General features: G+C 64.9%; 28 protein-coding genes. 24 read left to right on the top strand and 4 right to left on the bottom strand.

Annotation, left to right across the window (positions count from 1 at the left end; genetic code table 11):
* The first annotated feature begins 387 nt into the window (after window positions 1-387).
* From H0A72_RS19990 to H0A72_RS19975, 4 genes are all read left to right on the top strand, one after another.
* Entirely contained in the window at window positions 388-1,341 is a 954-nt protein-coding gene (locus H0A72_RS19990; RefSeq protein WP_180158276.1) for an RluA family pseudouridine synthase, read from the top strand.
* Window positions 1,338-1,991, top strand: a complete 654-nt coding sequence (locus tag H0A72_RS19985) for an HAD-IA family hydrolase (protein WP_343060237.1) — start codon at window positions 1,338-1,340, stop codon at window positions 1,989-1,991. The genes H0A72_RS19990 and H0A72_RS19985 overlap by 4 nt, the downstream gene beginning before the upstream one ends.
* Before the next feature lie 82 nt (window positions 1,992-2,073).
* A complete protein-coding gene (gene msrP, locus H0A72_RS19980) occupies window positions 2,074-3,036 on the top strand; it encodes a protein-methionine-sulfoxide reductase catalytic subunit MsrP (RefSeq protein ID WP_180158274.1) in 963 nt (320 codons plus the stop codon).
* A 49-nt stretch (window positions 3,037-3,085) separates the two neighbouring features.
* A complete protein-coding gene (locus H0A72_RS19975; protein ID WP_180158273.1) occupies window positions 3,086-3,700 on the top strand; it encodes a protein-methionine-sulfoxide reductase heme-binding subunit MsrQ in 615 nt (204 codons plus the stop codon).
* On the opposite strand, the gene H0A72_RS19970 is transcribed toward H0A72_RS19975, so the two are convergent.
* The 3 genes from H0A72_RS19970 to H0A72_RS19960 are packed head-to-tail and all read right to left on the bottom strand — an operon-like array spanning window position 3,697 to window position 5,881.
* On the bottom strand, window positions 3,697-4,527 hold the full coding sequence (locus H0A72_RS19970) for a peptidoglycan recognition protein family protein (RefSeq protein WP_246437040.1): 831 nt from the start codon (window positions 4,525-4,527) through the stop codon (window positions 3,697-3,699). The genes H0A72_RS19975 and H0A72_RS19970 overlap by 4 nt on opposite strands.
* 29 nt (window positions 4,528-4,556) lie before the next feature.
* Window positions 4,557-5,276 carry an SAM-dependent methyltransferase gene (locus H0A72_RS19965; RefSeq protein WP_180158272.1) on the bottom strand — a complete coding sequence of 240 codons (720 nt, stop codon included), beginning with the start codon at window positions 5,274-5,276 and terminating at the stop codon, window positions 4,557-4,559.
* Window positions 5,273-5,881 (bottom strand): Maf-like protein, encoded by a 609-nt coding sequence (locus H0A72_RS19960; protein ID WP_180158271.1) that lies wholly within the window; start codon window positions 5,879-5,881, stop codon window positions 5,273-5,275. The genes H0A72_RS19965 and H0A72_RS19960 overlap by 4 nt, the downstream gene beginning before the upstream one ends.
* Before the next feature lie 94 nt (window positions 5,882-5,975).
* Here H0A72_RS19960 and H0A72_RS19955 point away from each other — a divergent pair, with 94 nt between their 5' ends.
* From H0A72_RS19955 to rarD, 20 genes are all read left to right on the top strand, one after another.
* Window positions 5,976-6,566 (top strand): YceD family protein, encoded by a 591-nt coding sequence (locus H0A72_RS19955; RefSeq protein WP_180158270.1) that lies wholly within the window; start codon window positions 5,976-5,978, stop codon window positions 6,564-6,566.
* 61 nt (window positions 6,567-6,627) lie between these two features.
* Window positions 6,628-6,810 carry a 50S ribosomal protein L32 gene (rpmF, locus tag H0A72_RS19950; protein ID WP_180158269.1) on the top strand — a complete coding sequence of 61 codons (183 nt, stop codon included), beginning with the start codon at window positions 6,628-6,630 and terminating at the stop codon, window positions 6,808-6,810.
* Window positions 6,811-6,857: 47 nt separating this feature from the next.
* Window positions 6,858-7,940: a phosphate acyltransferase PlsX gene (gene plsX, locus H0A72_RS19945; protein ID WP_180158268.1), complete on the top strand. Its 1,083-nt coding sequence runs from the start codon at window positions 6,858-6,860 to the stop codon at window positions 7,938-7,940.
* Between the two features lie 20 nt (window positions 7,941-7,960).
* A complete protein-coding gene (locus H0A72_RS19940) occupies window positions 7,961-8,935 on the top strand; it encodes a beta-ketoacyl-ACP synthase III (RefSeq protein ID WP_180158267.1) in 975 nt (324 codons plus the stop codon).
* 43 nt (window positions 8,936-8,978) lie between these two features.
* Window positions 8,979-9,911, top strand: coding sequence for an ACP S-malonyltransferase (fabD, locus tag H0A72_RS19935; protein WP_180158266.1), 933 nt, complete (start codon window positions 8,979-8,981; stop codon window positions 9,909-9,911).
* A gap of 5 nt (window positions 9,912-9,916) precedes the next feature.
* Window positions 9,917-10,657 carry a 3-oxoacyl-ACP reductase FabG gene (gene fabG / locus H0A72_RS19930; RefSeq protein ID WP_180158265.1) on the top strand — a complete coding sequence of 247 codons (741 nt, stop codon included), beginning with the start codon at window positions 9,917-9,919 and terminating at the stop codon, window positions 10,655-10,657.
* A gap of 183 nt (window positions 10,658-10,840) precedes the next feature.
* Complete coding sequence (gene acpP / locus H0A72_RS19925; RefSeq protein WP_013742768.1) at window positions 10,841-11,080, top strand: acyl carrier protein; 240 nt, start codon at window positions 10,841-10,843, stop codon at window positions 11,078-11,080.
* 150 nt (window positions 11,081-11,230) lie between these two features.
* On the top strand, window positions 11,231-12,460 hold the full coding sequence (gene fabF, locus H0A72_RS19920) for a beta-ketoacyl-ACP synthase II (RefSeq protein ID WP_180158264.1): 1,230 nt from the start codon (window positions 11,231-11,233) through the stop codon (window positions 12,458-12,460).
* Between the two features lie 61 nt (window positions 12,461-12,521).
* Window positions 12,522-12,821, top strand: a complete 300-nt coding sequence (locus H0A72_RS19915) for a hypothetical protein (RefSeq protein WP_180158263.1) — start codon at window positions 12,522-12,524, stop codon at window positions 12,819-12,821.
* Window positions 12,818-13,417, top strand: coding sequence for an RNA polymerase sigma factor RpoE (gene rpoE / locus H0A72_RS19910; protein ID WP_180158262.1), 600 nt, complete (start codon window positions 12,818-12,820; stop codon window positions 13,415-13,417). The genes H0A72_RS19915 and rpoE overlap by 4 nt, the downstream gene beginning before the upstream one ends.
* Before the next feature lie 9 nt (window positions 13,418-13,426).
* Window positions 13,427-13,930: a sigma-E factor negative regulatory protein gene (locus H0A72_RS19905; RefSeq protein WP_180158261.1), complete on the top strand. Its 504-nt coding sequence runs from the start codon at window positions 13,427-13,429 to the stop codon at window positions 13,928-13,930.
* Complete coding sequence (locus tag H0A72_RS19900) at window positions 13,927-14,931, top strand: MucB/RseB C-terminal domain-containing protein (RefSeq protein ID WP_343060238.1); 1,005 nt, start codon at window positions 13,927-13,929, stop codon at window positions 14,929-14,931. Before H0A72_RS19905 ends, H0A72_RS19900 begins: the two co-directional genes overlap by 4 nt.
* A 27-nt stretch (window positions 14,932-14,958) precedes the next feature.
* Window positions 14,959-16,446, top strand: coding sequence for a Do family serine endopeptidase (locus H0A72_RS19895; RefSeq protein WP_180158309.1), 1,488 nt, complete (start codon window positions 14,959-14,961; stop codon window positions 16,444-16,446).
* Window positions 16,447-16,564: 118 nt separating this feature from the next.
* Window positions 16,565-18,358, top strand: coding sequence for a translation elongation factor 4 (gene lepA / locus H0A72_RS19890; RefSeq protein WP_180158260.1), 1,794 nt, complete (start codon window positions 16,565-16,567; stop codon window positions 18,356-18,358).
* A gap of 23 nt (window positions 18,359-18,381) precedes the next feature.
* On the top strand, window positions 18,382-19,269 hold the full coding sequence (gene lepB, locus H0A72_RS19885) for a signal peptidase I (protein WP_180158259.1): 888 nt from the start codon (window positions 18,382-18,384) through the stop codon (window positions 19,267-19,269).
* On the top strand, window positions 19,269-20,027 hold the full coding sequence (rnc, locus tag H0A72_RS19880) for a ribonuclease III (RefSeq protein ID WP_180158258.1): 759 nt from the start codon (window positions 19,269-19,271) through the stop codon (window positions 20,025-20,027). The genes lepB and rnc overlap by 1 nt, the downstream gene beginning before the upstream one ends.
* Window positions 20,024-20,911, top strand: coding sequence for a GTPase Era (gene era, locus H0A72_RS19875; RefSeq protein WP_180158257.1), 888 nt, complete (start codon window positions 20,024-20,026; stop codon window positions 20,909-20,911). Before rnc ends, era begins: the two co-directional genes overlap by 4 nt.
* Entirely contained in the window at window positions 20,904-21,488 is a 585-nt protein-coding gene (gene recO / locus H0A72_RS19870; protein WP_180158256.1) for a DNA repair protein RecO, read from the top strand. The genes era and recO overlap by 8 nt, the downstream gene beginning before the upstream one ends.
* A 3-nt stretch (window positions 21,489-21,491) precedes the next feature.
* Window positions 21,492-22,073 (top strand): PIN domain-containing protein, encoded by a 582-nt coding sequence (locus tag H0A72_RS19865; RefSeq protein WP_180158255.1) that lies wholly within the window; start codon window positions 21,492-21,494, stop codon window positions 22,071-22,073.
* Window positions 22,070-22,951 carry an EamA family transporter RarD gene (rarD, locus tag H0A72_RS19860; protein WP_180158254.1) on the top strand — a complete coding sequence of 294 codons (882 nt, stop codon included), beginning with the start codon at window positions 22,070-22,072 and terminating at the stop codon, window positions 22,949-22,951. The genes H0A72_RS19865 and rarD overlap by 4 nt, the downstream gene beginning before the upstream one ends.
* 383 nt (window positions 22,952-23,334) lie before the next feature.
* On the opposite strand, the gene H0A72_RS19855 is transcribed toward rarD, so the two are convergent.
* Window positions 23,335-24,042 carry a Bax inhibitor-1/YccA family protein gene (locus H0A72_RS19855; protein ID WP_180158253.1) on the bottom strand — a complete coding sequence of 236 codons (708 nt, stop codon included), beginning with the start codon at window positions 24,040-24,042 and terminating at the stop codon, window positions 23,335-23,337.
* Window positions 24,043-24,165: the final 123 nt, after the last annotated feature.

The raw sequence follows: 24,165 nt of genomic DNA, 5'->3' as shown, positions 1-24,165 counted from the left end.
ACCTTGTGTCGAGCAGGCACGGCGCACCGGTGGGTGCGCGGTTCAGTCAGCAGGGAGGTCAGGTTCACTATCGTGTTGTTGACGAAAATAAATTGCTGGGAACGGCAGACGCGTTTTTGAGCCGCGGCTGGTGCATAAGAACGATGACAAGCTTTGCAAGAGATTCAGCGTCGCACGCGGTTGGCAGGTGATACCTCGAATAGCGGGCTGTTCGCCACACCACCATCGGCGTATCGGGCTTGCCCCGGCGACCTAATGACCCAGAAGCTGAAACCCAGGCGGTACAATATGGCCTTTGTTCGTCCAACGGAGACGCACCCTTGCATCTCTACGTCAGGCGGTTTTTCAGCTTCTATAGGCTGACGCGATTATATTCTGCTTTTCCCTATGCGCAAAACAGTTATTGCCCAAGATGCCCCGCCTAGCGTCCGCCTGGTCCGGATCGACCCCGAAGAGGCCGGGCAGCGCATCGACAATTTCCTGCTGCGGCTGTGCAAGGGCGTGCCCAAAAGCCATATATACAAGGCCATCCGCAACGGCGAGGTGCGCGTCAACAAGGGCCGCATCGCGGCCGACTACCGCATCGAGGCGGGCGACGCCGTCCGCATCCCCCCGATCCGGCTGCCCCGGTCCGATGCACCGCGCCGCGTTCCGCCGGCCGCCTTTCCCGTCGTCTACGAAGACGACGCCATGCTGGTCATCGACAAGCCGGCGGGCGTGGCGGTGCACGGCGGCAGCGGGGTGTCGTTCGGCGTCATCGAGCAATTGCGCGCCGCGCGCCCCCACGAGCCTTTTCTCGAACTGGCCCACCGGCTGGACCGCGAAACCTCCGGCCTGCTCATCCTCGCCAAACGGCGCAAGGCGCTGACGGCGCTGCACGACATGATGCGCGAAGGCGGCGGGCGCAAGCATTACCAGGCCCTGGTCGTGGGCGACTGGGTGAACGACAGGCAGCACATCCGCCTGCCTTTGCTGAAGTGGTTGACCGCAAGCGGAGAACGGCGCGTCAAGGTGGACGCGCAGGGCAAGCCCGCCCACACCATCATCACCCTGCAAAAGCGCTATGGGCGCTACAGCCTGCTGGGGGCGGAATTGCGCACCGGGCGCACCCACCAGATCCGCGTGCACCTGGCGGCCGGCGGCCATCCCATCGTGGGCGACGACAAATACGGTTCCGATGAAGTCCGGGCGCATTTCGCGCGGCTGGGCCTGGAGCGCATGTTTCTGCATGCCTGCCGGCTGGAGCTTTCGCATCCCCTGACCGGCGAACCCCTGTGCCTGACGGCGCCGCTGCCCCCCGCATGCCTGAAAATACTCGATTACCTGGAGCAACACCCGTGAAGCGTTACAAAGCGGTCATTTTCGACTGGGACGGCACCGTCATGGATTCCACCCATTCCATCGTCGAGGCGATACAAGGGGCCTGCGCCGACGTCGGGCTGCCCGTGCCCCCCGCCGACGAGGCCAGCTGGGTGATAGGCCTGTCGCTGGAAAGCGCGCTGTACCGCTGCGTGCCCACGCTGACCGCCGAGCAGCTCCCCTTGTTCCTAGAACGCTATCGCTTCCATTTCTTGCGGCGGGATCCCCACCTGAAGCTGTTCGACGGCATCCTGGACCTGCTGGGCGCGCTGCAGGCGCGCGACGTCACCCTGGGCGTGGCGACCGGCAAGAGCCGGGTGGGCCTGGACCGGGCACTGGGCAATCTGCAGCTGGGCGGCTATTTTCATGCTACGCGCTGCGCCGACGAATCATTCAGCAAGCCGCATCCGGGCATGCTGCTGGAGCTCATGGACGAGCTCGACCTGGAGCCGCATCGCGTGCTGATGGTGGGGGACACCTCGCACGACGTCCAGATGGCCGCGGCGGCCGGCGTGGACAGCATGGCGGTCACCTATGGCGCCCATCAGAAGAGCATCCTGCTGAAGGCGGAGCCCACCGTCATGGTGTCGAGCGTCCGCGAGATGCAGTCCTGGCTGCTCGAACGGGTCTAAAAAACGGGTATAAAATCAAACAGGGGCCAGCCCCTGCGTGGGGCCCGGCTCCGTCGAACCTTATCTCCAGGAGCCCGATGCCATGGCCAGGATCCACATACCGCGCATTGCGCCGTCCGAAATCACGCCCGAGTCCGTATGGCGGTCGCGGCGCGAGTGGCTGCGGCAGATGGGCATGGGCGCGGTCGCCCTCGGGGCCGCCTCGGTGCCCGGCCTGCCCCGGGCGGCCACACAGGAAAAGCCGGCCCTGCCGGCCACGCCCAACCCGCAATACTGGCTGAGCGAAAAGCCCACGCCCGAAACCGACGTCACCGGCTATAACAATTTCTATGAATTCGGCACCGGCAAGGCCGACCCGCGCGATCGCTCGGGGCGCTTCCAGACCCGGCCCTGGACCGTCGCGGTCGAAGGCGAGGTCGCCAAGCCGCGCAGCTTCGACATCGACGACCTGCTCAAGCTCGCCCCCATGGAAGAGCGCATCTACCGCCTGCGCTGCGTGGAAGCCTGGTCCATGGTCATCCCCTGGACGGGCTACTCCCTGTCGGTGCTGCTGAACCGCGTCCAGCCCACCAGCAAGGCCAAATTCGTCGAATTCACCACGGCGACCCAGCCCGAGAGCATGCCCGGCCTCAGAAGTCGCATCCTGGACTGGCCCTACGTCGAAGGCCTGCGCATCGACGAGGCCATGCACCCCCTGACCATGCTGGTCTTCGGCGTCTATGGGAAGGTGCTGCCCAACCAGAACGGCGCGCCCCTGAGGGTCGCGATTCCCTGGAAATACGGCTTCAAGTCGGGGAAATCCATCGTGCGGATACGGCTACTCGAAGAGGCGCCGCAAACCAGCTGGGTCAAGGCCGCGCCCAATGAATACGGTTTCTTCGCCAACGTCAATCCCGAGGTCGACCACCCCCGCTGGAGCCAGGCCACCGAACGCCGCATCGGCACCAGCTTTCTCGCTCCGCGGGTGGAGACCCTCATGTTCAACGGCTACGGCGAGCAAGTCGCCGCGCTGTATCAAGGCATGGACCTGAGCCGCTATTATTGATGTTGGCCGATCGGTGAAGAACGCCAGGACCAAGAACGCCGGGACCGCCATGCCGAGCGCCGCCCACTGGCAAGCCAGGCAAGTCGCGCGTTTCAAGCCGCTGCTGTTCCTGCTGGCCTTGTATCCGGTCTACCGGTGGTTCTGGCTGGCCGCCACCGGCGGACTGACCGCCAATCCTCCGGAATTCCTGATCCGCTCCACGGGGATATGGGCGTTGGTCGCCCTGGGGCTCACCCTGGCGGTGACGCCGCTGCGCCGCCTGATCGGGCAGCCCGCCCTGGTGCGCCTGCGGCGCATGCTGGGCCTGTTCGCGTTCTTCTACACGGTCTTGCACGTGCTCGGCTGGGCGTTCTGGGAAAGGGGCTGGTCCGTGGCGTCGATGTGGCAAGATATCGGCCAGCGCACGTTCATTCTGGTGGGCACGGTCGCCTTCATTCCGATGCTGGCGCTCGCGCTGACTTCCACGCAAGGCTGGATACGCCGGCTGGGGCGCCATTGGCAAAGGCTGCACCGCAGCGTGTACGCAATCGCCGCCTTGTCCGTCTGGCATTTCTGGCTGGTGCGCGCCGGGAAGAACGATTTCGCGGAGCCATACGCCTACGGAGCCATCCTGGCGGTTCTGCTGGCGTTGCGGGTGTTCGTGGCGGTCCGGCGCAAGCCTTAAGGCAGCGCTTTCAAAATTCCCAGAGTCCGCGCGTCCGGCTCGCCATCGTGGCGTTCCGGGCGATACCGCATCTGAAACGCCGCCAGCACATTGCGCGTGGCCGGATCCAGCACGCCGCTGCGCGGCGCCTCGTAGCCCACGCGGCCCAGCTGCTCCTGCACCCAGGCGGCGTCCGGCAGGCCCTGGGCCTCGAAGTCCAGCTCGTACCGCCGCGCCGATTCCTCATCGTACCAGCGGCCTATCCCCTGCTCGGCAAGCTGCTTCCATGGAAACAGCGGGCCCGGATCGATCTTGCGCTGGGGCGCGACGTCGCTATGGCCCACGATATTGTGCGGCTTGATCCGATGGCGGGCGATGATGTCCCGCAGCAGGGTGGCCAGGACCGCGACCTGCCTGGGCGAGTAGGGCGCCCAGCCGTCGTCGCGCTTGCCCGCATTGACGATTTCCACCCCGATCGACGCGCTGTTCACGCCGGCGCGCCCATACCAGGAACTGACGCCGGCATGCCATGCGCGCCGGTTCTCGTCGACGAGCTGGTAGACGCGGGGGCGTGGATGGTCGGTGATTAGATAGTGGCTGCTGACATTGCCTTCGGAAAGAATCCTGAGCGAGGCTTCGTTGTCGGTGGACGTGTAATGCAGCACGATGAAATCCACCCGGCTGCTCTGGCTCTTGGCCTGTATGCTGCGGTCTATGTCCAGCTTGCCCGGATCGTAGCCCGCGCAGCCGGCCACCGCCAGCGGCAGCGCGGCGGCCAGGGCCCGCAGCAGGGCGGGGCGGGCCGGGCCGCGCTTCGCGCCTTGGCGTCCAGGACCGTTCATGTTCATGCCGCCCCCCTTTTAGCGTCAACAGCCCGCTAGCGGCCGGCGAGGAAAAGAAAAATGGCCGGCTTCTTTGAAAGATCCGGCGCGGGCAGGGTCTTCCAGCGGCTGACGGCGTGGCTGGCGATCCATTCGTCGGGCGTGGTCAGCGCCCGGGCGACGCACAGCCGCGTGTTGCCCTTGAGCGACTGCAGCAGGGCCTGGAACATGGCCTCGTTGCGGTAAGGGGTTTCGATCAGGATTTGCGTCTGTTGATGCTTGAGCGACAAGGCTTCCCAGGTCTTGAGCTGGGCGGCCCGCTCGGACGCATTCACCGGCGCATAGCCATGGAAGGCGAAGCGCTGGCCGTCCAGGCCGCTGGCCATCAGGCTGAGCAATATGGAAGACGGCCCCACCCAGGGCGCGACTCGTATGCCCATGTCGTGCGCCTCGGCGACCACGCGCGCGCCGGGGTCGGCGACGGCCGGGCAGCCCGCTTCCGAGACCAGCCCGATGTCGCCCCCCGAAAGCAGGGGCTGCAGCCAGGCGCGCATCTGCCGCGCGTCGGTCTTGCCGTCCAGCGTGTGGATGGTGATTTCCTGTAGGGGCCGCAGCGTGCCGACCTGCTTCAGGAAGGCGCGCGCCGTCTTGGCGTTCTCGGCGATATAGGTGGGGATGCGCCCGGCCAGTTCCTGCACGGCGGCCGGCAGCCACGCGGCCGGGGGCGCGTCGCCCAGCCCGACGGGGATCAAATGCAGTGTTCCGGTTGATTTCAAGATTGTTCCAATGAGGTGTGCGGCGCCCCGGCGGCGCCGAGCGGATCCAGCCCGAAGGCGCGCAGCATGCGGCACAGGGCGATCAGGGGCAGGCCGATGATGGCGGTGGGGTCATTGGACTCCATGCTGTCCATCAGGGCAATGCCCAGGCCCTCGGCCTTGGCGCTGCCGGCCGTGTCGTAGGGCTGTTCTTTTTCCAGATAGGCTATGATCTCGCTGGTGGACAGGCTGCGGAAGCGGCAGCGCGTGACGACGTCGTCGATCTCGTAGCGCTTGCCGTCCGTCACGCACAGCGCGCTATGGAATTCCACCGTCCGGCCGCTGAGCGCTTCCAGCTGTTTTTTTGCGCGTTCGAAATTACCGGGCTTGCCGATGGGCGAGCCGCCCAGGGTGGCGACCTGGTCCGAGCCGATGACGACGGCGCCGGGGTGGGCGGCCAGAACGGCCTGCGCTTTCGCCATCGAAAGGCGCTGGGCGAGCTGCGACGGCGTCTCGCCGGGCAGGGGGGATTCATCGGCGTCGGGCGAGATGCTGGCGAATGGAATGCCGAGCCGTTCGAGCATGGCTTTGCGGTAGCGCGAACTTGAGGCTAGGATAAGACGCATGAGCGAAATTGGCCTATTCTTGTTTGACTGTGGTTGCTGAAACACAGTATTATCTAATGTTTTCTTTGTGCTTGAAAGCGAGCGGTGTGGCTTTATGAACCAGGGCGATGAGCGCAATACGGATGGGAAGCTGCGCGGTGCGGAGCACCAGGCAGGGCGTCAGGCGGAGCAGCAAGCAGGGCGCCAGGTTTGCGTAGACACCTATGCGCTTGCCAGCCATGGCCGCGAGGTCTCTGGCCGGGCGGGGATTGCGCGCTTTGAGCGGCTCGTTGCCGATTTGCCCGCGCAGGGCGAATCCGATGTGGCCTGGTCGGTGCGCGGCGAAACCGATGCCCATGGCCAGCGCTTCTTGCGTGTGGAGGTCGACGCGAAGCCGGTGCTCTTGTGCCAGCGCTGCATGCAGCCCTTTGTTTTCCCGGTCAGGGTCGACAACCGCTTGCAGCTCGTGGCGTCGGAAGCCGACCTCGACCCCGAAGGCGGGCTCGACGACGACGATGCGCCCGAGCGCATTCTGGGCTCCCAGCGTTTCGACGTCCTGGGACTCGTCGAAGACGAGATCATTCTTGCCTTGCCGTACGTGCCCAAGCACGATGTTTGTCCTTCGTTGCCGGCGGCCCTGGATGCCGACGGCGACACGGGCCGGCCCTCGCCGTTCTCGGTATTGAGCCAGCTCAAGAAAAATTGATTTAACGCACTTAACTTGCGGGGCTATCGCTTACAATAGCGACCCGTTTTCAGGAGTCATCATGGCCGTTCAGCAAAACAAAAAGAGCCCGTCTAAACGCGGTATGCATCGTTCGCACGATTTCCTTGCCGCGCCTCCCACGGCTGTAGAACCCACCACCGGTGAATTGCACCTGCGCCACCACATCAGCCCCAACGGCGTTTACCGTGGCCGCAAAGTGATCAAGACCAAGAACGACGAATAGGCCTCGTTCAGCGATCTCGCCATAAAACGCCACAGATTGCGCGCTTGATGTCGAAGCCAGAAATCCGAATCGCCATCGATTGCATGGGCGGTGACATCGGCCTGCCGGTCACCGTTCCCGCTGCCCACCAGTTTGCGAAGCAAAATCCCGATACGCGCCTTCTCCTCGCCGGCAACGCCGCCGCGATCGAAGCCGCGCTCAAGGGCCTGGCGGATCTGGGCAGGCAATGGTACGAGATCCTGCCGGCATCCGAAGTCGTCACCATGGACGACTCGGTCGAGATCGCCCTGCGCCGCAAGAAAGACTCGTCCATGCGCGTCGCCGCGCAGGCCGTCAAGGACGGGCGCGCCGACGCCTGTGTCTCGGCGGGCAACACGGGCGCCTGGATGGCCATTTCGCGCTATGTGCTCAAGACGCTGGACGGCATCGACCGCCCGGCCATCGCCACTTCCATTCCCAACCAGAAGGGCGGCGCGACCACCATGCTGGACCTGGGCGCCAATGTGGACTGCACGGCCGAGCACTTGCTGCAATTCGCCATCATGGGTTCGGCCCTGGCCTCCACCGTCGATCGCCACGAAAGGCCCACGATAGGCCTGCTCAACATCGGCGAGGAAGTCATCAAGGGCAACGAGGTCGTCAAGCAGGCGGCCGAACTGCTGCGCAGCAGCGGCTTGAACTTCTACGGCAACGTCGAAGGCGACGACATCTGCAAGGGCACCGTCGACGTCGTCGTCTGCGATGGTTTCGTCGGCAACGTCGTGCTCAAGTCCATCGAAGGCCTGGCCAAGATGGTCGCCGCCATGATGCGGGCCGAATTCACCCGCGACGCGCTCTCGATGGCGGCCGGCGTGCTGGCCAAGCCGGTGCTCGACCGCTTTCGCGACCGGGTCGACAACCGGCGCTACAACGGCGCCGCCTTGCTGGGCCTGCGCGGGATCGTCATAAAAAGCCACGGCTCGGCCGACGCCTATGCCTTCGGCTATGCGCTGCAGCGCGCGCGCGACGCCGTGCGCAAAGGCCTGCTCGAGGGCACGGCCAGCGCCATAGACCGCCTCCGCCAGAGCTTGCAGGCCGCGGCCGTGCAATCGGCGGAGCTCGCCAACGATGTATCTGATCCTGCGCCATAGCCAGGTATCTGGAAGCTACTATGCCTTATGCGAAAATTATCGGGTCGGGCGGCTATTTGCCACCCAGGGTCGTCACCAATGACGATCTTGCGGCAGACCTGGCTACCCGGCAAATCGAAACGTCCGACACCTGGATCGTCGAGCGCACCGGCATACGGCAGCGGCATCTGGCCGATCCGGGCGTGACCACCAGCCAGCTGGCGACGCGCGCCGCGCAGCTCGCGCTGGCCGACGCCGGCGTGGCCGCCCAGGACCTGGACCTGATCATCGTCGCCACTTCCACGCCCGACTTCGTCTTCCCCAGCACGGCCTGCCTGGTGCAGGCGGCGCTGGGCTCGCGCGGCGGGGCGGCGTTCGACGTCCAGGCGGTGTGCAGCGGCTTCGTCTATGCGCTGGCAACGGCCGACGCCTTCATCCGGGCGGGCCGCGCCAAGACCGCCCTGGTCATCGGCGCCGAAGTGTTCTCCAGCATCCTCGACTGGAACGACCGCAGCACCTGCGTCCTGTTCGGCGACGGCGCGGGGGCGGTGGTGCTCAAGGCGGCCGACGAGCCCGGCATCATCGCCGCGCAGCTGAGCGCCGACGGCAGCCAGATGAAGATTCTTTGCGCGGCCGGCAACGTGTCGCACGGGAAAGTGGTGGGGGATCCCTTCCTGCGCATGGACGGGCAGGCGGTGTTCAAGCTCGCCGTCACGTCCCTGGCCAAATCCGCCACCGACGTCTGCGCCGAGGCCGGCATCGAGCTCCAGGACATCGACTGGTTCGTGCCGCACCAGGCGAACATACGCATCATCAATTTCCTGGGACGCCGGCTGGGCCTGTCGGACGACAAGGTGGTCGTCACCGTGGACCGGCACGCGAATACCTCGGCCGCCAGCGTGCCCCTCGCCTTCGACGCCGCCCGCCGCGACGGGCGCATCAAGGAAGGCGACGTCGTCATGATGCAGGGCGTGGGCGGCGGCTTCACCTGGGGCTCCGTCCTGGTCCGCATATAAAAGAAAAGGCCGCGCGCCCTTCCAACCGTTTTCATTGGATACTATGAAAGTTGCATTCGTATTTCCGGGCCAGGGTTCCCAGTCGGTGGGCATGCTGGACGCCTGGTCGGGCAACCAGGCGGTGCAGGAAACCGTCGAGCGGGCGTCCGGCGCCCTGGGCCAGGACCTGGCCGCCTTGATTTCCGCCGGTCCCGCCGAAGAGCTCAATCTCACCACGAACACCCAGCCCGCCATGCTGACGGCGGCGGTGGCCATGTACCGCGCCTGGATCGGCGCCGGCGGCGCCAAGCCCGCCCTGGTGGCCGGGCACAGCCTGGGGGAATACTCCGCGCTTGCCGCCGCGGACGCCATCGCCCTGGAAGACGCCGTGCGCATCGTGCGCATCCGCGCCAATGCCATGCAGGAAGCGGTGCCCGTCGGCACCGGCGCCATGGCCGCCATCCTGGGCCTGGAAGACGACGCCGTACGGGCGGCGTGCGCCGAAGCGGCTCAGGGCGAAGTCGTGGAAGCCGTCAATTTCAACGCTCCCGAACAAGTGGTCATCGCCGGGCACAAGAATGCGGTGCAGCGCGCCTGCGACCTGGCCAAGGCGGCCGGCGCCAAGCGCGCGCTGCCGCTGCCCGTGTCCGCGCCTTTCCATTCCAGCCTGCTCCAGCCCGCCGCGCTCGTTCTGGGCCGGGCGCTGGCCGGCATCTCCCTGGCCGCGCCCGCCATTCCCCTCATCAACAATGTGGACGTGGCGCAGCCTTCGGACCCGGCGGGCATCAAGGACGCGCTGGTCAGACAGGCCTGGCATGCCGTGCGCTGGGTCGAAACCATCCGTGCGATGAAGGCGCAGGGCGTGACTCATGTGGTCGAATGCGGGCCGGGCAAGGTGCTCAACGGCCTGACCAAGCGCATCGATCGCGACCTGGTCGGGCTGGCCATCACGGATCCGGCTTCGTTGCAGCTGGCTTTGGATACTTTACAAGGGTAATGGCAATGCAGGATAAACAGCTCGAGGGCAAGACCGCCCTGGTGACCGGCGCGACGCGCGGCATAGGAAAAGCGATCGCGCTCGAACTCGCCGCCCGGGGCGCCGTCGTGGTCGGCACGGCGACGTCGGAATCGGGCGCGCAGTCGATCGGCGAAATGCTGGGCGCCTCCGGCGGCCGGGGCGTGGTGCTCAATGTGGACGACGCGGCCGCTTGCGAGCGCCTCGCGGCCGAACTGGCCCAGGACGGCGGGCCGCACATCCTGGTCAACAACGCGGGCATCACCCGCGACAACCTGGCCATGCGCATGAAGGACGACGACTGGCAGACGGTGATCGACACCAACCTGACGGCGGTCTTCCGGCTGTCGCGGGCCGTGACCAAAACCATGATGAAGGCCCGCTGGGGGCGCATCATCAACATCACGTCCGTGATCGGCCACAGCGGCAACCCGGGGCAGGCCAACTATGCGGCCGCCAAGGCCGGCGTGGCGGGTATGTCGCGTGCGCTGGCGCGCGAGCTGGGCAGCCGGAACATCACCGTCAATTGCGTGGCGCCGGGCTTCATCGAAACCGACATGACGCGCGCCCTGGGCGAAACCCAGACGGCGGCGATCCTGTCGCAGATTCCCCTGGGCCGCATGGGCGCCGCCGCCGACATCGCCCACGCCGTGGCGTTTCTCGCGAGCCCGCAGGCGGGCTACATCACGGGCACGACGGTGCACGTCAACGGCGGGATGTATATGTAACGAAGCCGACAGTGGCCCTCTCGTGGGGTAAAATCTGTCCATTTTTAGGGCGTTCCGGGTGGGCCTGCGGCAACAGGGCAGGCGGTCAGAACATTCGGCAATGCTGTTTTTTATCATGGCCAACACCAATAATTTTTTCGTTTGGCTATAATTCGCGGGAATTTTCCCTACTTGGAGATCTGCATGGAAAGCATCGAACAGCGCGTCAAGAAGATCGTCGCTGAACAACTTGGCGTCAACGAAGCCGAGATCAAAAACGAATCTTCCTTCCTTGACGACCTCGGTGCCGATTCGCTCGATATGGTCGAGCTCGTGATGGCACTCGAAGATGAATTCGAAACTGAAATTCCCGACGAAGAGGCAGAAAAAATCACGACGGTTCAGCAAGCGGTTGATTACATCTCTTCGCACAGCAAACAGTAATTTTCCATTTTCGGGTGCGGGCGCGGTTGTTCCGCCGCTCCTCCCTCCAGGGCGGTTTTTAGAGCCGGGCCCTGCGCCTTCCAAACTCCATGTTCGGTCAGGCGCGGCGCCTGCGAGCTTTAAACCGCTTTTTTATTTTAGGAGTCATCCGTGAAACGACGTGTCGTCATTACCGGCCTGGGTATCATCTCGCCAGTCGGCAACGATATCCCCACCGCCTGGGACAATATCGTCAACGGGCGCTCGGGCATAGGCCGAATCACGCGCTTCGATCCGTCCGCGCTCAATGCCCAGATAGCGGGTGAGGTGAAGGGTTTCGACGTTACGCAGTACATGTCCGCCAAGGAAGCCAAAACGATGGATACCTTCATCCATTACGGCGTGGCGGCGGGCGTCCAGGCATGGCGCGATTCCGGCCTGGAAATCACCGAACAGAACGCGGAGCGCATCGGGGTCGTCATCGGCTCGGGCATCGGCGGCCTGCCCCGCATAGAAGAAACGCAGGTGGAATATCTGGAACGCGGTCCGCGCCGGATCTCCCCCTTCTTCGTGCCCGCCTCGCTGATCAACCTCATTTCGGGGCAGTTGTCCATCATGCTGGGCCTGAAGGGCCCCAGCTACGCGGTCGTGTCCGCCTGCACCACCGGCCTGCACTCCATCGGGGACGCGGCCCGGCTCATCGAGTACGGCGACGCCGACGTCATGGTGGCCGGCGGCGCGGAAGCCACCGTGTCGCCGCTGGGCGTGGGCGGCTTCGCCGCCATGCGCGCGCTGTCCACCCGCAACGACGACCCCACCACCGCTTCCAGGCCCTGGGACCGCGACCGCGACGGCTTCGTGCTGGGCGAGGGCGCCGGCGTGGTGGTGCTCGAAGAATACGAGCACGCGCGCAAGCGGGGCGCCCGCATCTACGGCGAATTCGCCGGCTACGGCATGAGTTCGGACGCCCACCACATCACCGCGCCCGACCGCGACGGCCCGCGCCGCGGCATCGTGAACGCGCTGCGCAACGGCGGCATCAACCCCGAGGAAATCGACTACGTGAACGCCCACGGCACCTCCACCCCGCAGGGCGATAAAAACGAGACCGAAGCGCTCAAGCTGGCTTTCGGGCCGCATGCGTCCCGCCTGGTCGTGAACTCCACCAAGTCCATGACCGGCCACCTGCTGGGGGCGGCCGGCGGCGTCGAGGCCGTCTTCACGACGCTGGCCGTGTATAACCAGGTGTCGCCGCCCACGATCAACATCTTCAACCAGGATCCCGAATGCGACCTGGACTACTGCGCCAATCAGGCCCGCGACATGAAGATCGACGTCGCGCTGTCCAATTCCTTCGGCTTCGGCGGCACGAACGGGTCCATGATCGTCCGGAGGATATAGCCTGGCCGGGCCCAAGTCCACAACCGGGCGCTGGCCCGTCCGGCCGGGCGGCTGGGCCGGCTTGGCGGCGGCCCTGGGCCGGGCGCAGCCCGCCGAGGCCGCGCTGACACTCGAAGGCGCCGGCCGCTGGGCGATCCGGCAAGGGGGCGGGGCGCGTCCCCTGCGCCTGCTGCGCGCATGGCCGGCTTTTGCCTGGGTCACCCTGCGGTTCCAGGATGACGCCGCCGGCGCTCGGGGAAAACCACTAGAGCTCACGATATGGAAAGCGGGCCTGGAGGAGGAACAATGGCGGGAACTGCGGCGCTGCGTCGCCGCGCAGCACGCCATGCCGGAGCGTAGCCATAACAAGGAAAAACCATGAGCGAACGCGACGTCGATGCCGAACTGGTCGCTCGCGTTCAGCGAGGCGACAAGCGCGCCTACGACCTCCTGGTGCTCAAGTACCAGCGCAAGATCATGCGGCTGCTGTCGCGCATGGTACGCGACCCCTCCGAGATCGAAGACGTGGCCCAGGAAGCCTTCATCAAGGCCTACCGGGCGCTGCCCCAGTTCCGGGGCGACAGCGCCTTTTACACCTGGCTGTACCGGATCGCCATCAACACGGCGCGCAACTGGCAGGCGGCCAGCGGCAGGCGCCCGGCCACTTTAAATGCAATTGAGTCCGAAGATGGTGAAACTTTTAGCCAGATCGACAACCTAACTGACATCAACACCCCGGAATCGGCCATGGCCAGCCGTGAAATCGTCGAGACGGTGAACGCGGCCATCGCCGGCTTGCCGGAAGACCTGCGCACAGCGATCGTGCTGCGCGAAATTGAAGGCATGAGTTACGAGGACATCGCCCAAAGCATGGGCTGCCCCATCGGAACGGTCCGCTCCAGGATCTTCCGGGCGCGGGAAGCCATCGCGGCGCAGCTGCGCCCGGTGCTGGGCGGCGATTCCGACCGTCGTTGGTAAGGAGCCACAATGCAATACCTCAATCGGACCGGGCTGGATCAGGGCGACGACCAGCCTTCCTGGGAGGCGTCGGTTTCTTCTTGGATAGATGGCGAAGACGATATCCGTCCCGAAGAACTGGACACCCCCTACGGGCGCCAGGTATGGGACACCTATCACCTGATCGGCGACGTGCTGCGCACCCAGGACCTGGCCATCAAGCCTTCGGACTTCTTCTACGCCCGGGTGTCCAAGGCCATCGACGCCGAGCCGCCCATCGTGGCGCCCCGCAACCTGCGCCGCGGCGGCACGCTGCGCATCGGCCTGTCGGGCCTGGCCGTGGCGGCGGCCGTGGCCACCGTCGTCTGGGTGGCACTGCCCTACGTGGCCGGCGAACAGTCCGCCCCGGCGCCCGCCACGCAGCTGATGGCCAACGCCGAAGAACCCTCCGGCCTGGGCGACTACCTGGACGCCCACCGCGAAATAGCCGGTGTCAACCCCATCCGGCAGGCCTCGTTCGAGGTGCGCCGGTGACGCCGTTTGCGCTCAAGATGGGCCAGGCGTGTTCGGCCATGTGGCTGGCGGCCGCCTGCCTGCTCGCGCCCGCTCCGGCGGCGGCCGACGCCGCCCCGGAACCGGTCCTGGCCGTGCTGGCGAAAGTGCAGCAGGCCGCGCGCCAGCTGGATTATTCCGGCGTCTACACCTACCACCAGGGCCAGGTGATGAGTTCCTCGCGCATCGTCCACATGGTCGACGGCACGGGCGAGCGCGAACGCATCGAGATCCTGGACGGCGCGCCCCGCGAATTCATCCGCCAGAACGACGTCACCCAGTGCCTCTTTCCCGAAAAGAAAACCGTGGTCATAGAGCGGCGCAACGGCGAAAGATTTCCCTCGCTGCTGCTGGGCAGCGGCAAGGACCTGCCGGCGCACTACGAAATGCGGCCGCAAGCCGCGGTGGGCCGCGTGGCCGGCCGCGAATGCGCCATCCTGGAGCTCGTCCCCCGCGACGGCCTGCGCTACGGCTATCGCCTGTGCGTCGACACCAAGACCGGCCTGCTGCTCAAGCTGCAGACCCTCAGCGCCGAGCGCGACGTCCTGGACCAGATCGCCTTCAACAGCATTCAGGTGGGCGACAAGATCGAATCCAGCTTGCTCGCTTCCAATTGGAACCTTAAGGACTGGAAGGTTGTCGAACCCTCCATGTCACCGATCGATCTCGCGAAAAATGGCTGGCGCATTCCCTTTCCGCAAGGGTTCCAGCCCATCACGCAGGTACAGCGCCACATGAAGCGCGGAGCGGTCAGCCAGCTGGTCGTCACCGACGGGCTCGCCGCCATTTCCGTCTTCATCGAGCCATTCGAGCAAGATCAGAAAGGTCAGCACGCCAATGCGGTGGTCAGCGCCGGCGCCATGAATATATTTCGTACGCGCGTGGGCGATCACTGGTTGACGGCCTTGGGGGAAGTGCCTCCCGAAACCCTGCGGGGAATCGCCGAGCGCACCGAGTACGTCCCCTTGGCACAGCCCCAATAATCGAATTTTCAAGCCAGGAGTTCCATGATGCAATTCATCCGTCTAGGAAGCAATCGAGTCAAGCGTATCGCGGCCTGCGCCGCGGTCGGCGTCGCAATGGCTCTGACTTCGGCGGGAATGACCGTCAACGCCCAGCCCAGCGCCACCCCCACGCTGGCCGTTCCCGATTTCACGCAGGTGGTGGAGCAGACCGAAGGGTCGGTCGTCAATATCCGCACGACCGAATCGGTGCCGGTGCGCCGCAGCCCCATGGGCCCCGGCCCCAGCGACCCCTACGAAATGTTCCGCTGGTTCTTCGGGCCCGACTTCATGCCGCCCGGCATGCCCGGCCCGCGCCAGCGCAACGCGCCCACGCCGCCCGAACAGGAACGCACCGTGCCTCGCGGCGTGGGCTCGGGCTTCATCATTTCGTCCGACGGCTACATACTCACCAACAACCACGTGGTCGCCAAATCCAACGGCATCTTCGTCACCCTGACCTCGGGCAAGGAATACAAGGCCAAGGTCATAGGCACGGATCCCCGCACCGACGTCGCGCTCATCAAGATCGACGCCCAAGGCCTGACTCCGCTGCCCATCGGCGATTCCACCAAGCTCAAGAAGGGGCAATGGGTGCTTGCCATCGGTTCGCCTTTCGGGCTGGATTCCACGGTCACCGCGGGCATCGTCAGCGCCATCAACCGAGACACCGGCGACTATCTGCCCTTCATCCAGACCGACGTGGCCGTCAATCCGGGCAATTCCGGCGGGCCGCTCATCAATCTGGCGGGCCAGGTGGTGGGCGTGAATTCGCAGATCATCTCCCAGAGCGGCGGTTTCATGGGCATTTCGCTGGCCATACCCATCGATGAAGCCATGCGGGTCGTCGACCAGCTGAAAGCCCATGGCAAGGTCACGCGCGGCCGCATCGGCGTCCAGATCGGTTCCGTGTCCGAAGACGTCGCCAAGGCGATCGGCCTGGAAAGCGCCAAGGGCGCGATGGTCAGCAACGTCGAGCCCAACGGCCCGGCGGCCCAGGCGGGCGTGCGCTCCGGCGACGTCATCACGCGCTTCGACGGCAAGCAGATCTCCCAGATGTCGGATCTCCCGCGCATCGTGGGCGGCACCAAGCCCGGCAGCCGCGTGCCGATGGACGTCTGGCGCAAGGGCAAGACCATCACCCTGCAAGTCAAGGTCGGTGAAATGCCGTCGGCGGACGAAGCCGGCGCCGGCCAGGGCGAACAGCCCAAGGCCGAGGCGGCCGACGCCCTGGGCCTCAAGGTAATCGAGGTGTCCGACACGGTCCGCGAAAAACTCGACATCAAGGGCGGCGTGCAGGTGGCCCAGGTCGAAGAACCGGCCGCGGCGGCGGGCCTCGCCCCGGGCGACATCATCATCACCATCAACGACGTCGACATCACCAGCCCGGCGCAGTATGCCAAGGTGGTCGCGGGCCTGAGCCCGTCCCGGGCGGCGGCCTTGCTGGTGATACGGGGCGATCAATCCCAGTGGGTGACCATCACTCCCCGAAAATAATCGGCGGAAACGGCTAAAATGTCGTCAGGCAGAAGGGAGCGCCCTCTAGCGCTCCCTTTTTTATGCTTCCCATTAATTCTCTACCCGATCACATGGGTGGCTTTCCTACTGATGGTTTATGGATCACATCCGCAACTTTTCCATTATCGCCCACATTGACCACGGCAAGTCCACGCTCGCCGATCGCCTGATCCATCGTTGCGGGGGGCTGGCCGACCGGGAAATGTCCACCCAGGTCCTCGATTCCATGGACATCGAGCGCGAGCGCGGCATCACCATCAAGGCCCAGACGGCCGCGCTGCGCTACACGGCGCGAAACGGAAAGGAATACGCGCTCAATCTCATCGACACCCCGGGCCACGTGGACTTCTCCTACGAAGTCAGCCGCTCGCTGTCCGCCTGCGAGGGGGCGCTGCTGGTGGTGGACGCTTCGCAGGGCGTCGAGGCCCAGACCGTCGCGAACTGCTATACGGCCATCGAGCTGGGCGTGGAAGTCCTGCCCGTGCTGAACAAAATGGACCTTCCCTCCGCCGACCCCGAGGCGGCGCGCCAGGAAATCGAGGACGTCATCGGCATCGACGCCTCGGAAGCCGTGCTGTGCAGCGCCAAGACCGGCATGGGCATCGATGACATCCTCGAAATGATCGTCAGCAAGGTGCCTCCGCCCGTCGGCGATCCGTCCCGGCCCTTGCAGGCGCTGATCATCGATTCCTGGTTCGACAACTACGTCGGCGTGGTCATGCTGGTGCGCATCGTCAACGGCGTGCTGCGCCCCAAGGACAAGATCCTGCTGATGGCGACCGGCGCCAGCCACCTGTGCGAGCATATCGGCGTCTTCACGCCCAAGTCCATGCCGCGCACCGAGCTGTCGGCCGGCGAGGTCGGCTTCGTGATCGCCGGCGTCAAGGAACTGGAGCACGCCAAGGTGGGCGACACCATCACCTTGGCGGGCAAACCCGCCGACAAGGCGCTGCCCGGCTTCAAGGAAGTGAAGCCGCAAGTCTTCGCCGGGCTCTATCCGGTCGAAAGCAGCGAGTACGATCAGCTGCGGGACTCGCTCGAAAAACTGAAGCTGAACGATTCCTCGCTGATGTTCGAACCCGAGGTCTCCCAGGCCCTGGGCTTCGGCTTCCGCTGCGGCTTTCTGGGGCTGCTGCACATGGAGATCGTGCAGGAGCGCCTGGAGCGCGAGTTCGACATGGACATCATCACGACCGCGCCGTCGGTCGTCTATGAGGTCGAACAGCGCGACGGCACGGTCATCATGATCGAAAGCCCCTCGCGCATGCCCGAGATCGGCAACATCACCGAGATCCGCGAGCCCATCGTCACGATCACGCTGTTCATGCCGCAGGAATACGTCGGGCCGGTGATGTCGCTGTGCATGGCCAAGCGGGGCGTGCAGCTGAACATGACCTACCACGGCCGGCAGGTGCATCTCATGTACGAAATGCCGCTGGCCGAGATCGTGCTGGACTTCTTCGACAAGCTCAAGTCGGTGTCGCGCGGCTACGCCTCGATGGACTACGAGTTCAAGGAATATCGTGCCGCCGACGTCGTGCGCGTCGACCTCCTCATCAACGGCGACCGGGTCGACGCCCTGTCGATGATCGTGCACCGCGCCAATGCCCGCTATCGCGGGCGCGAGGTCGTGTCCAAGATGCGCGGCCTCATTCCGCGCCAGATGTTCGACATCGCCATCCAGGCGGCCATCGGGGCCGAAGTCATCGCCCGGGAAAACGTCAAGGCCTTGCGCAAGAACGTACTGGCAAAATGCTATGGCGGCGACATCTCCCGCAAGAAGAAGCTGCTTGAAAAGCAGAAGGCCGGCAAGAAGCGCATGAAGCAGGTGGGCAATGTGGAAATACCCCAGGAAGCCTTCCTGGCCATCCTGCAGGTCGAGGATAAATAATTTCAAACAAGGGTTTACCGGGTATGAGTTGGGATTTCGCGCTGATTTTGTTCCTCCTGCTGCTGGTCACGGGGGCGGTCTGGTGCCTGGACTTCTTCTTCCTGCGCCGCAAGCGGCGGGCGCAAGGGGTCGCGGCCATGGCAGCCATCGCGCCCGCCGTCGAAGGGCTGGAGCCGGCCGATGCCGCCCGCATCCGGCAGGAAGCCTATGACAACGCCAACCGGGCGCCGTGGTGGGTGGAATACTGCGTCAGCTTCTTCCCGGTGATCCTGTTCGTGTTCGCGCTGCGCTCCTTCGTCGTCGAGCCCTTCCGCATTCCGTCGGGGTCCATGCTGCCCACGCTCCAGGACGGCGACCTCATACTGGTCAACAAATTCCAGTACGGCATACGCCTGCCCGTCATCGACAAGAAGGTCATCGACGTCGGCGAGCCCAAGCGGGGCGACGTCATCGTGTTCCGCTACCCGGTGGACCCGAACGTGGACTACATCAAGCGCGTCGTGGGCCTGCCGGGCGACGTGGTGCAATACCAGAACAAGACCCTGACCATCAACGGCGACCCGGTGCGCCACGTGCGCGACGGCGACTACTTCGAGCCCGACCGCTCGGCCTATGTGGGCCGCTACACCGAAGAGCTGGGCGAGGCGACCCACGACATCCTGCTCAACAAGCAGGCGCGCCAGGACTACATGGCCATCTCGAATTTCCCGTTCCGGGAAAACTGCGACTACCTGGGCAACGGCGTGCGCTGTACCGTGCCGCAAGGCCATTACTTCATGATGGGCGATAATCGCGACAACAGCCTGGACAGCCGCTACTGGGGCTTCGTGCCCGAAAAGTACATCGTCGGCCGGGCCTTCTTCATCTGGATGAACTTCGGCGACCTCGGTCGCATAGGTGGCTTTCGCTAATGGGCAAGCTGGTTTCCCTGCAGACGGCCCTGGGCCATGAGTTTGCGGATCCCTCTCTGCTGGAGCAGGCGCTGACGCACCGCAGCCACAGCGCCCGGCACAACGAGCGCCTGGAATTCCTCGGGGATTCGGTGCTGAATTTCGTCGTGGCCGCCTTGCTGTTCCAGCGCTTCGACAAGATCGACGAAGGCGATCTTTCGCGCCTGCGCGCCAATCTGGTCAAGCAGGCGTCGCTGGCCGAGATCGCCGGCAACCTGTCCTTGTCCCAGTATTTGCGGCTGGGCGAGGGCGAGCTCAAGAGCGGCGGCTTCCGCCGCCCGTCCATCCTGGCCGACGCGCTCGAAGCCCTGTTCGGCGCGGTCTTCCTGGACGGCGGCTACGAGGCCGCGCAATCCGTGATCGCCAGGCAGTACGAACCCATCTTGCAGAACGTCAACGCCAAGACCCTGGGCAAGGATCCCAAGACCTTGCTGCAGGAACTGCTGCAGGCCCGCAAGCTGGATCTGCCGGTGTATACCGTCATCGCCACGCACGGCGCCGCCCATAATCAGCTTTTCGAAGTGGAGTGCCATATCCCCAAGTTCGACATCAAGGTGACGGCCGGCGGCGGCAGCCGCCGCGCCGCCGAACAGCAGGCCGCGGAGCAGGCCATCGCCGCGCTCCAGGCCCTGGCTCCGGTCAAGGGCGCCAGAGCCCACCGGCCGCGCAAATCCACACAGCTTTCGCTGCCCGTCGCTGTGCCACAGGAGCACAAATGACCACTCCCCATCGCTGCGGCTTCGTGGCCGTCGTGGGCCGGCCCAACGTCGGCAAGTCCACGCTGACCAACGCCCTCATCGGCACCAAGATCTCCATCGTGTCGCGCAAGGCCCAGACCACGCGGCACCGCATCCACGGCGTGCTGACCCGCGAGAACGAGCAATTCGTGTTCGTCGACACGCCCGGCTTCCAGACCCGCCACGGCGGGGCGATGAACCGCATGATGAACCGGGTGGTCACCCAGGCGCTGGCCGACGTCGACGTCGTGGTGCACGTGGTCGAGGCGGGCAAGTGGTCGGCGGGCGACGCGCAATTGCTGCCTTTGCTGCCGAAGGACGGCAACACCATACTGGTGGTCAACAAGATCGACGCGCTCAAGAACAAGAACGACATGTTCTCTTACGTGAGCAAGATCATGGCGCAGTTCCCGTATTCCGCCGTGGTGCCGGTCAGCGCCCTGCGCGGCGTGCAGCTCGAGGAACTGCTGAACGAGATCGCTGCGCGCCTGCCCGAAGGCGAGCCGATGTTCGAAGCGGACACGCTGACCGACCGCCCGGTCCGCTTCATCGCCGCGGAACTCATCCGCGAAAAAATCTTCCGCCTGGTGGGCGACGAGCTTCCCTACGGATGCACCGTCATGATAGAGCAATGGGAAGAGGACGACACCGGCGTGCGCGTGGCCGCTTGCGTGCTGGTCGAACGCGAAGGCTATCGGCCCATCCTGCTGGGGGCGGGCGGCGCCCACATGAAACGCATCGCCTCCGAGGCGCGCCAGGACATGATCAAGCTCCTGGACAAGCCGGTGCACCTGGAGGTCTACATCAAGGTGCGCAAGGGCTGGTCGGACCGCGAGAGCGCCCTGCGCGAACTGGGGTATGAATAGAAGGGCGCTGCGCGTCCAGGATGCCGAGGCCTACCTGCTGCATTCCTCGCCCTGGCGCGAAACCTCGCTGCTGGTCCAGGCGTTCGCGCGCGAGCACGGCGTGGTGTCGCTGGCGGCCCGGGGCGCGAAAAGGCCTTATTCGGTCTTGCGGCCCGTCTTGTCCGCCTTCCAGCCGCTGGCGATCTCCTGGAGCGGGGCGGGGGAAGTCAAGACCCTGACCCGCGCCGAATGCGCGGGCGTGCGCCGGCTGTCCGGCCGGGCGCACATGTCCGCCTGGTACATGAACGAGCTGCTGCTGCGCCTGTTGCCGCGCGAAGACCCTCATCCCGTTCTGTTCGACGCCTACGATGCCGCCCTGCGGCAGCTGGCGTCGCAGCAGCCGGCCGCAAGCGCATTGCGCCGCTTCGAATGGACGCTGCTGCATGAAACCGGCTACGGCATGGAAAGCGACAGCCCCGATTTCGACGATGCGGCGCTGGAGCCGCAATTGCGGCGGCGGCTGCGGGAGCGCCTGGACGAACTGCTGGGCCGTCCGCTCCAGACGCGCAAGGTCCTGATGGAGCTGCAAAGATATTGAGCGATGAACAAGCGCGTGCCCGATATCCTGGTCCTGGACACCTGCGTCCTGATCTCCAACGTCCTGCGCCGGGGCCTGCTGCACCTGGCCGGGCAGGCCTGTTTCCGGCCGGTCTGGAGCCCCGTCATCGGCGACGAATGGCGCCGCAATGCCGCCCGTCTGTGGGGCGTGCCCGACGAGGACGTCCACGCCCAGTGGCGGGAATTGCAGCAGGCCTTCCCCGAGGCCGACCAGGGCGGCGTCGAGGCCTATAAAACCGGCTTGCGGCGCAGCGATCCGAAGGACTGGCACGTGGTGGCGGCGGGCCGGGCGGCCCTGGCCCGGTGGCCGGGGCTGGAAGCCGGCATCCTGACGCGGAACACTCGGGATTTCAATCGCGCGGAATTGCGCGGGATGGGCCTGGGCCTGTTCGACCCGGATGAATTCCTGCTGCGCTGCTGGCAGCAATACCCGGATGCCACGCAAGGCCTGCTGAGCGCGCTGCCGGCCTACGCCCTGGCGCCGCACAAAGACCTCGAACCGCTGGAAACCATACTGAGGCGCGAGCGGCTGTTCCGGGTCAACAAGCTCGTCGGCTCGCCATGACACGCGGCGTCGTCCTTTCCGTCCTGTCCTCGGTGCTGTTCGCGGTCCTGTATTACTACACGACTTTGCTGCATCCCCTGGACGGCGCCGAGATATTCGCCTGGCGCATCTTGCTTTGCCTGCCCGCCGTGGCGGTGCTGCTCGCGCGTTCGCGCGGCTGGAAGGAGGTGGCGCAGGTCTTCGGGCGGCTGCGCCGGGAGTGGCGCCTCTGGCTGCTGCTGCCTCTGAGTTCGGCCTTGATAGGCGCCCAGCTTTGGCTGTTCGTCTGGGCGCCTTTGCACCAGAGGGCGCTGGATGTCTCCATGGGGTATTTTCTGCTGCCGCTGGTGATGGTGCTGGTCGGCCGAGTGCTCTACAAGGAAAAGCTGAACCGGCTGCAAACCGCCGCGGTCGCCATCGCCGTCCTCGGAGTGGCCCATGAGTTCCTGCGCACGGGGGCGTTCTCGTGGGTGACGGCGCTGGTGATGTTCGGGTATCCGCCTTATTTCATTCTGCGGCGGAAGCTGCGCACGGGTTCGCTCAGTACGCTGTGGTTCGACATGATGCTGATGGTCCCCGCGGCTTTTTTCATTCTGGGCGGCCAGGAGGTCGGGGTGGTGGAGCAGTTCCAGCTGCGTCCGGCGCTGCTGTTCCTGGTGCCGGTGCTGGGCGCGATCAGTTCCGCGGCGCTGATCGCTTATTTGTCGGCGAGCCGGTATTTGCCGTTGGGGCTGTTTGGCTTGCTGGGGTATGTGGAGCCGGTGCTGCTGTTCTGGGTGGCTTTTTTGTTCTTGAGCGAGGAAGTGCCGGTGGCTGCGTGGTTCACTTATGTGCCGATCTGGGTGGCGGTGGTGCTGGTGGCGGCGGATGGGGCGCGTGCTTTGGCTGCTCGGCGGTAGGGGTGCGCGGCCTGCTTGGCTTGTTGCTCATCAGGGCATGGAACACGGTCTGCTTGGTGTGTTGTCCATCAGGTCATTGAACACGGTCTGCTCGGCATATCGGGGCATCGGGCTAGGCGAAGGCGGTTCTGGCCGTTGGCCAGAACTCCCCGGTTTTGGCTCGTCCCGACAGGCGTGCTTTGGACGGGCAGTCCTGCGCAGCAGGACCGGGTCACGGGAGCAAGAGCGCCCGCGCAGCACCTGGCAGGCCGCGTCAAGAAACCAATAACGGCGCAACGATCAATAAACAGGCCGCGCGAAGACACAAAAAAACAAGGCCGGCTCTCACGGCTCCCAATCGGGAACCAGAAGAGCCGGCACTTTAGGGAGCAGGGAAATACTGCTTATTCCCGATCGCCGCCAAAAATCCCCAGCAGCATCAGCAGATTCGCGAAAATATTGTAGACGTCCAGATACACCGCCAGCGTAGCCGAAACGTAGTTGGTTTCGCCGCCATTGATCACCCGCTGCAAATCCACCAGGAGCAGCGCCGAGAAAATGCCGATGGCCAGCACCGAAATGGTCAGCATCAGCGCCGGCAACTGCAGGAATATATTGGCCAGCGACGCCACGATCAGCATGATCACCCCGATGAACAAGAACTTGTGCATCGTGGAGAAATCACGCTTGCTGGTGCTGGCGACGCTTGCCATGGCGCCGAACACCACCGCCGTGCCGCCGAACGCCAGCATGATCAGCTGCGAACCGTTGGCCAGGCCCATGACATGGCCCAGCAGCCGCGACAGCATGATGCCCATGAAGAACGTGAAGGCCAGCAGCAGCGCCACCCCCATGGAACTGTTCTTGTTGCGCTCGATGAGATACATGAGACCGAACGCCCCGATGAGGAAGACGATGACGCTCATGCCCGGGCTGGAGCCCATGACCTGGTTGATGCCCGTGTTCAGGCCGACCAGCGCGCCCAGGACCGTGGGGACCAACGACAGGGCGAGCAGCCAATAAGTGTTGCGCATGACGCGGTTGCGCACCGCTGCCGACGCGGCGGTGGTGTAGCCGCCGTTGTCAGCCAAAGTTGGACGAAAATCGCTCATGATGCTTCCTTTGAGATGGATAGAAACTTTAATGCTAAGATTAACTGACAAATAGCTGAAAATGCAAGAAGGTATCTACCTATAGCCATATGCCGTCAACGCCGAAACGCTGAAAGAAGGACC

The sequence above is a fragment of the Parapusillimonas granuli genome (genome assembly GCF_013416525.1).
Classification (GTDB): domain Bacteria; phylum Pseudomonadota; class Gammaproteobacteria; order Burkholderiales; family Burkholderiaceae_B; genus Parapusillimonas; species Parapusillimonas granuli.
This window is presented reverse-complemented; position numbering and strand designations above follow the sequence as displayed.

Excerpts from the sequence above, each read along its gene's own strand:
- fabD (WP_180158266.1), top strand. The coding sequence starts at position 8,979 with ATGAAAGTTGCATTCGTATTTCCGGGCCAGGGTTCCCAGTCGGTGGGC.
- H0A72_RS19905 (WP_180158261.1), top strand. The coding sequence starts at position 13,427 with ATGCAATACCTCAATCGGACCGGGCTGGATCAGGGCGACGACCAGCCT.
- lepA (WP_180158260.1), top strand. The coding sequence starts at position 16,565 with ATGGATCACATCCGCAACTTTTCCATTATCGCCCACATTGACCACGGC.
- recO (WP_180158256.1), top strand. The coding sequence starts at position 20,904 with ATGAATAGAAGGGCGCTGCGCGTCCAGGATGCCGAGGCCTACCTGCTG.
- H0A72_RS19940 (WP_180158267.1), top strand. The coding sequence starts at position 7,961 with ATGCCTTATGCGAAAATTATCGGGTCGGGCGGCTATTTGCCACCCAGG.
- fabG (WP_180158265.1), top strand. The coding sequence starts at position 9,917 with ATGCAGGATAAACAGCTCGAGGGCAAGACCGCCCTGGTGACCGGCGCG.
- plsX (WP_180158268.1), top strand. The coding sequence starts at position 6,858 with ATGTCGAAGCCAGAAATCCGAATCGCCATCGATTGCATGGGCGGTGAC.
- H0A72_RS19855 (WP_180158253.1), bottom strand. The coding sequence starts at position 24,042 with ATGAGCGATTTTCGTCCAACTTTGGCTGACAACGGCGGCTACACCACC.
- era (WP_180158257.1), top strand. The coding sequence starts at position 20,024 with ATGACCACTCCCCATCGCTGCGGCTTCGTGGCCGTCGTGGGCCGGCCC.
- H0A72_RS19975 (WP_180158273.1), top strand. The coding sequence starts at position 3,086 with ATGCCGAGCGCCGCCCACTGGCAAGCCAGGCAAGTCGCGCGTTTCAAG.
- H0A72_RS19955 (WP_180158270.1), top strand. The coding sequence starts at position 5,976 with ATGAACCAGGGCGATGAGCGCAATACGGATGGGAAGCTGCGCGGTGCG.
- H0A72_RS19960 (WP_180158271.1), bottom strand. The coding sequence starts at position 5,881 with ATGCGTCTTATCCTAGCCTCAAGTTCGCGCTACCGCAAAGCCATGCTC.
- rpmF (WP_180158269.1), top strand. The coding sequence starts at position 6,628 with ATGGCCGTTCAGCAAAACAAAAAGAGCCCGTCTAAACGCGGTATGCAT.
- rnc (WP_180158258.1), top strand. The coding sequence starts at position 19,269 with ATGGGCAAGCTGGTTTCCCTGCAGACGGCCCTGGGCCATGAGTTTGCG.
- H0A72_RS19970 (WP_246437040.1), bottom strand. The coding sequence starts at position 4,527 with ATGAACATGAACGGTCCTGGACGCCAAGGCGCGAAGCGCGGCCCGGCC.
- rpoE (WP_180158262.1), top strand. The coding sequence starts at position 12,818 with ATGAGCGAACGCGACGTCGATGCCGAACTGGTCGCTCGCGTTCAGCGA.
- H0A72_RS19990 (WP_180158276.1), top strand. The coding sequence starts at position 388 with ATGCGCAAAACAGTTATTGCCCAAGATGCCCCGCCTAGCGTCCGCCTG.
- H0A72_RS19865 (WP_180158255.1), top strand. The coding sequence starts at position 21,492 with ATGAACAAGCGCGTGCCCGATATCCTGGTCCTGGACACCTGCGTCCTG.
- rarD (WP_180158254.1), top strand. The coding sequence starts at position 22,070 with ATGACACGCGGCGTCGTCCTTTCCGTCCTGTCCTCGGTGCTGTTCGCG.
- acpP (WP_013742768.1), top strand. The coding sequence starts at position 10,841 with ATGGAAAGCATCGAACAGCGCGTCAAGAAGATCGTCGCTGAACAACTT.
- lepB (WP_180158259.1), top strand. The coding sequence starts at position 18,382 with ATGAGTTGGGATTTCGCGCTGATTTTGTTCCTCCTGCTGCTGGTCACG.
- msrP (WP_180158274.1), top strand. The coding sequence starts at position 2,074 with ATGGCCAGGATCCACATACCGCGCATTGCGCCGTCCGAAATCACGCCC.
- H0A72_RS19895 (WP_180158309.1), top strand. The coding sequence starts at position 14,959 with ATGCAATTCATCCGTCTAGGAAGCAATCGAGTCAAGCGTATCGCGGCC.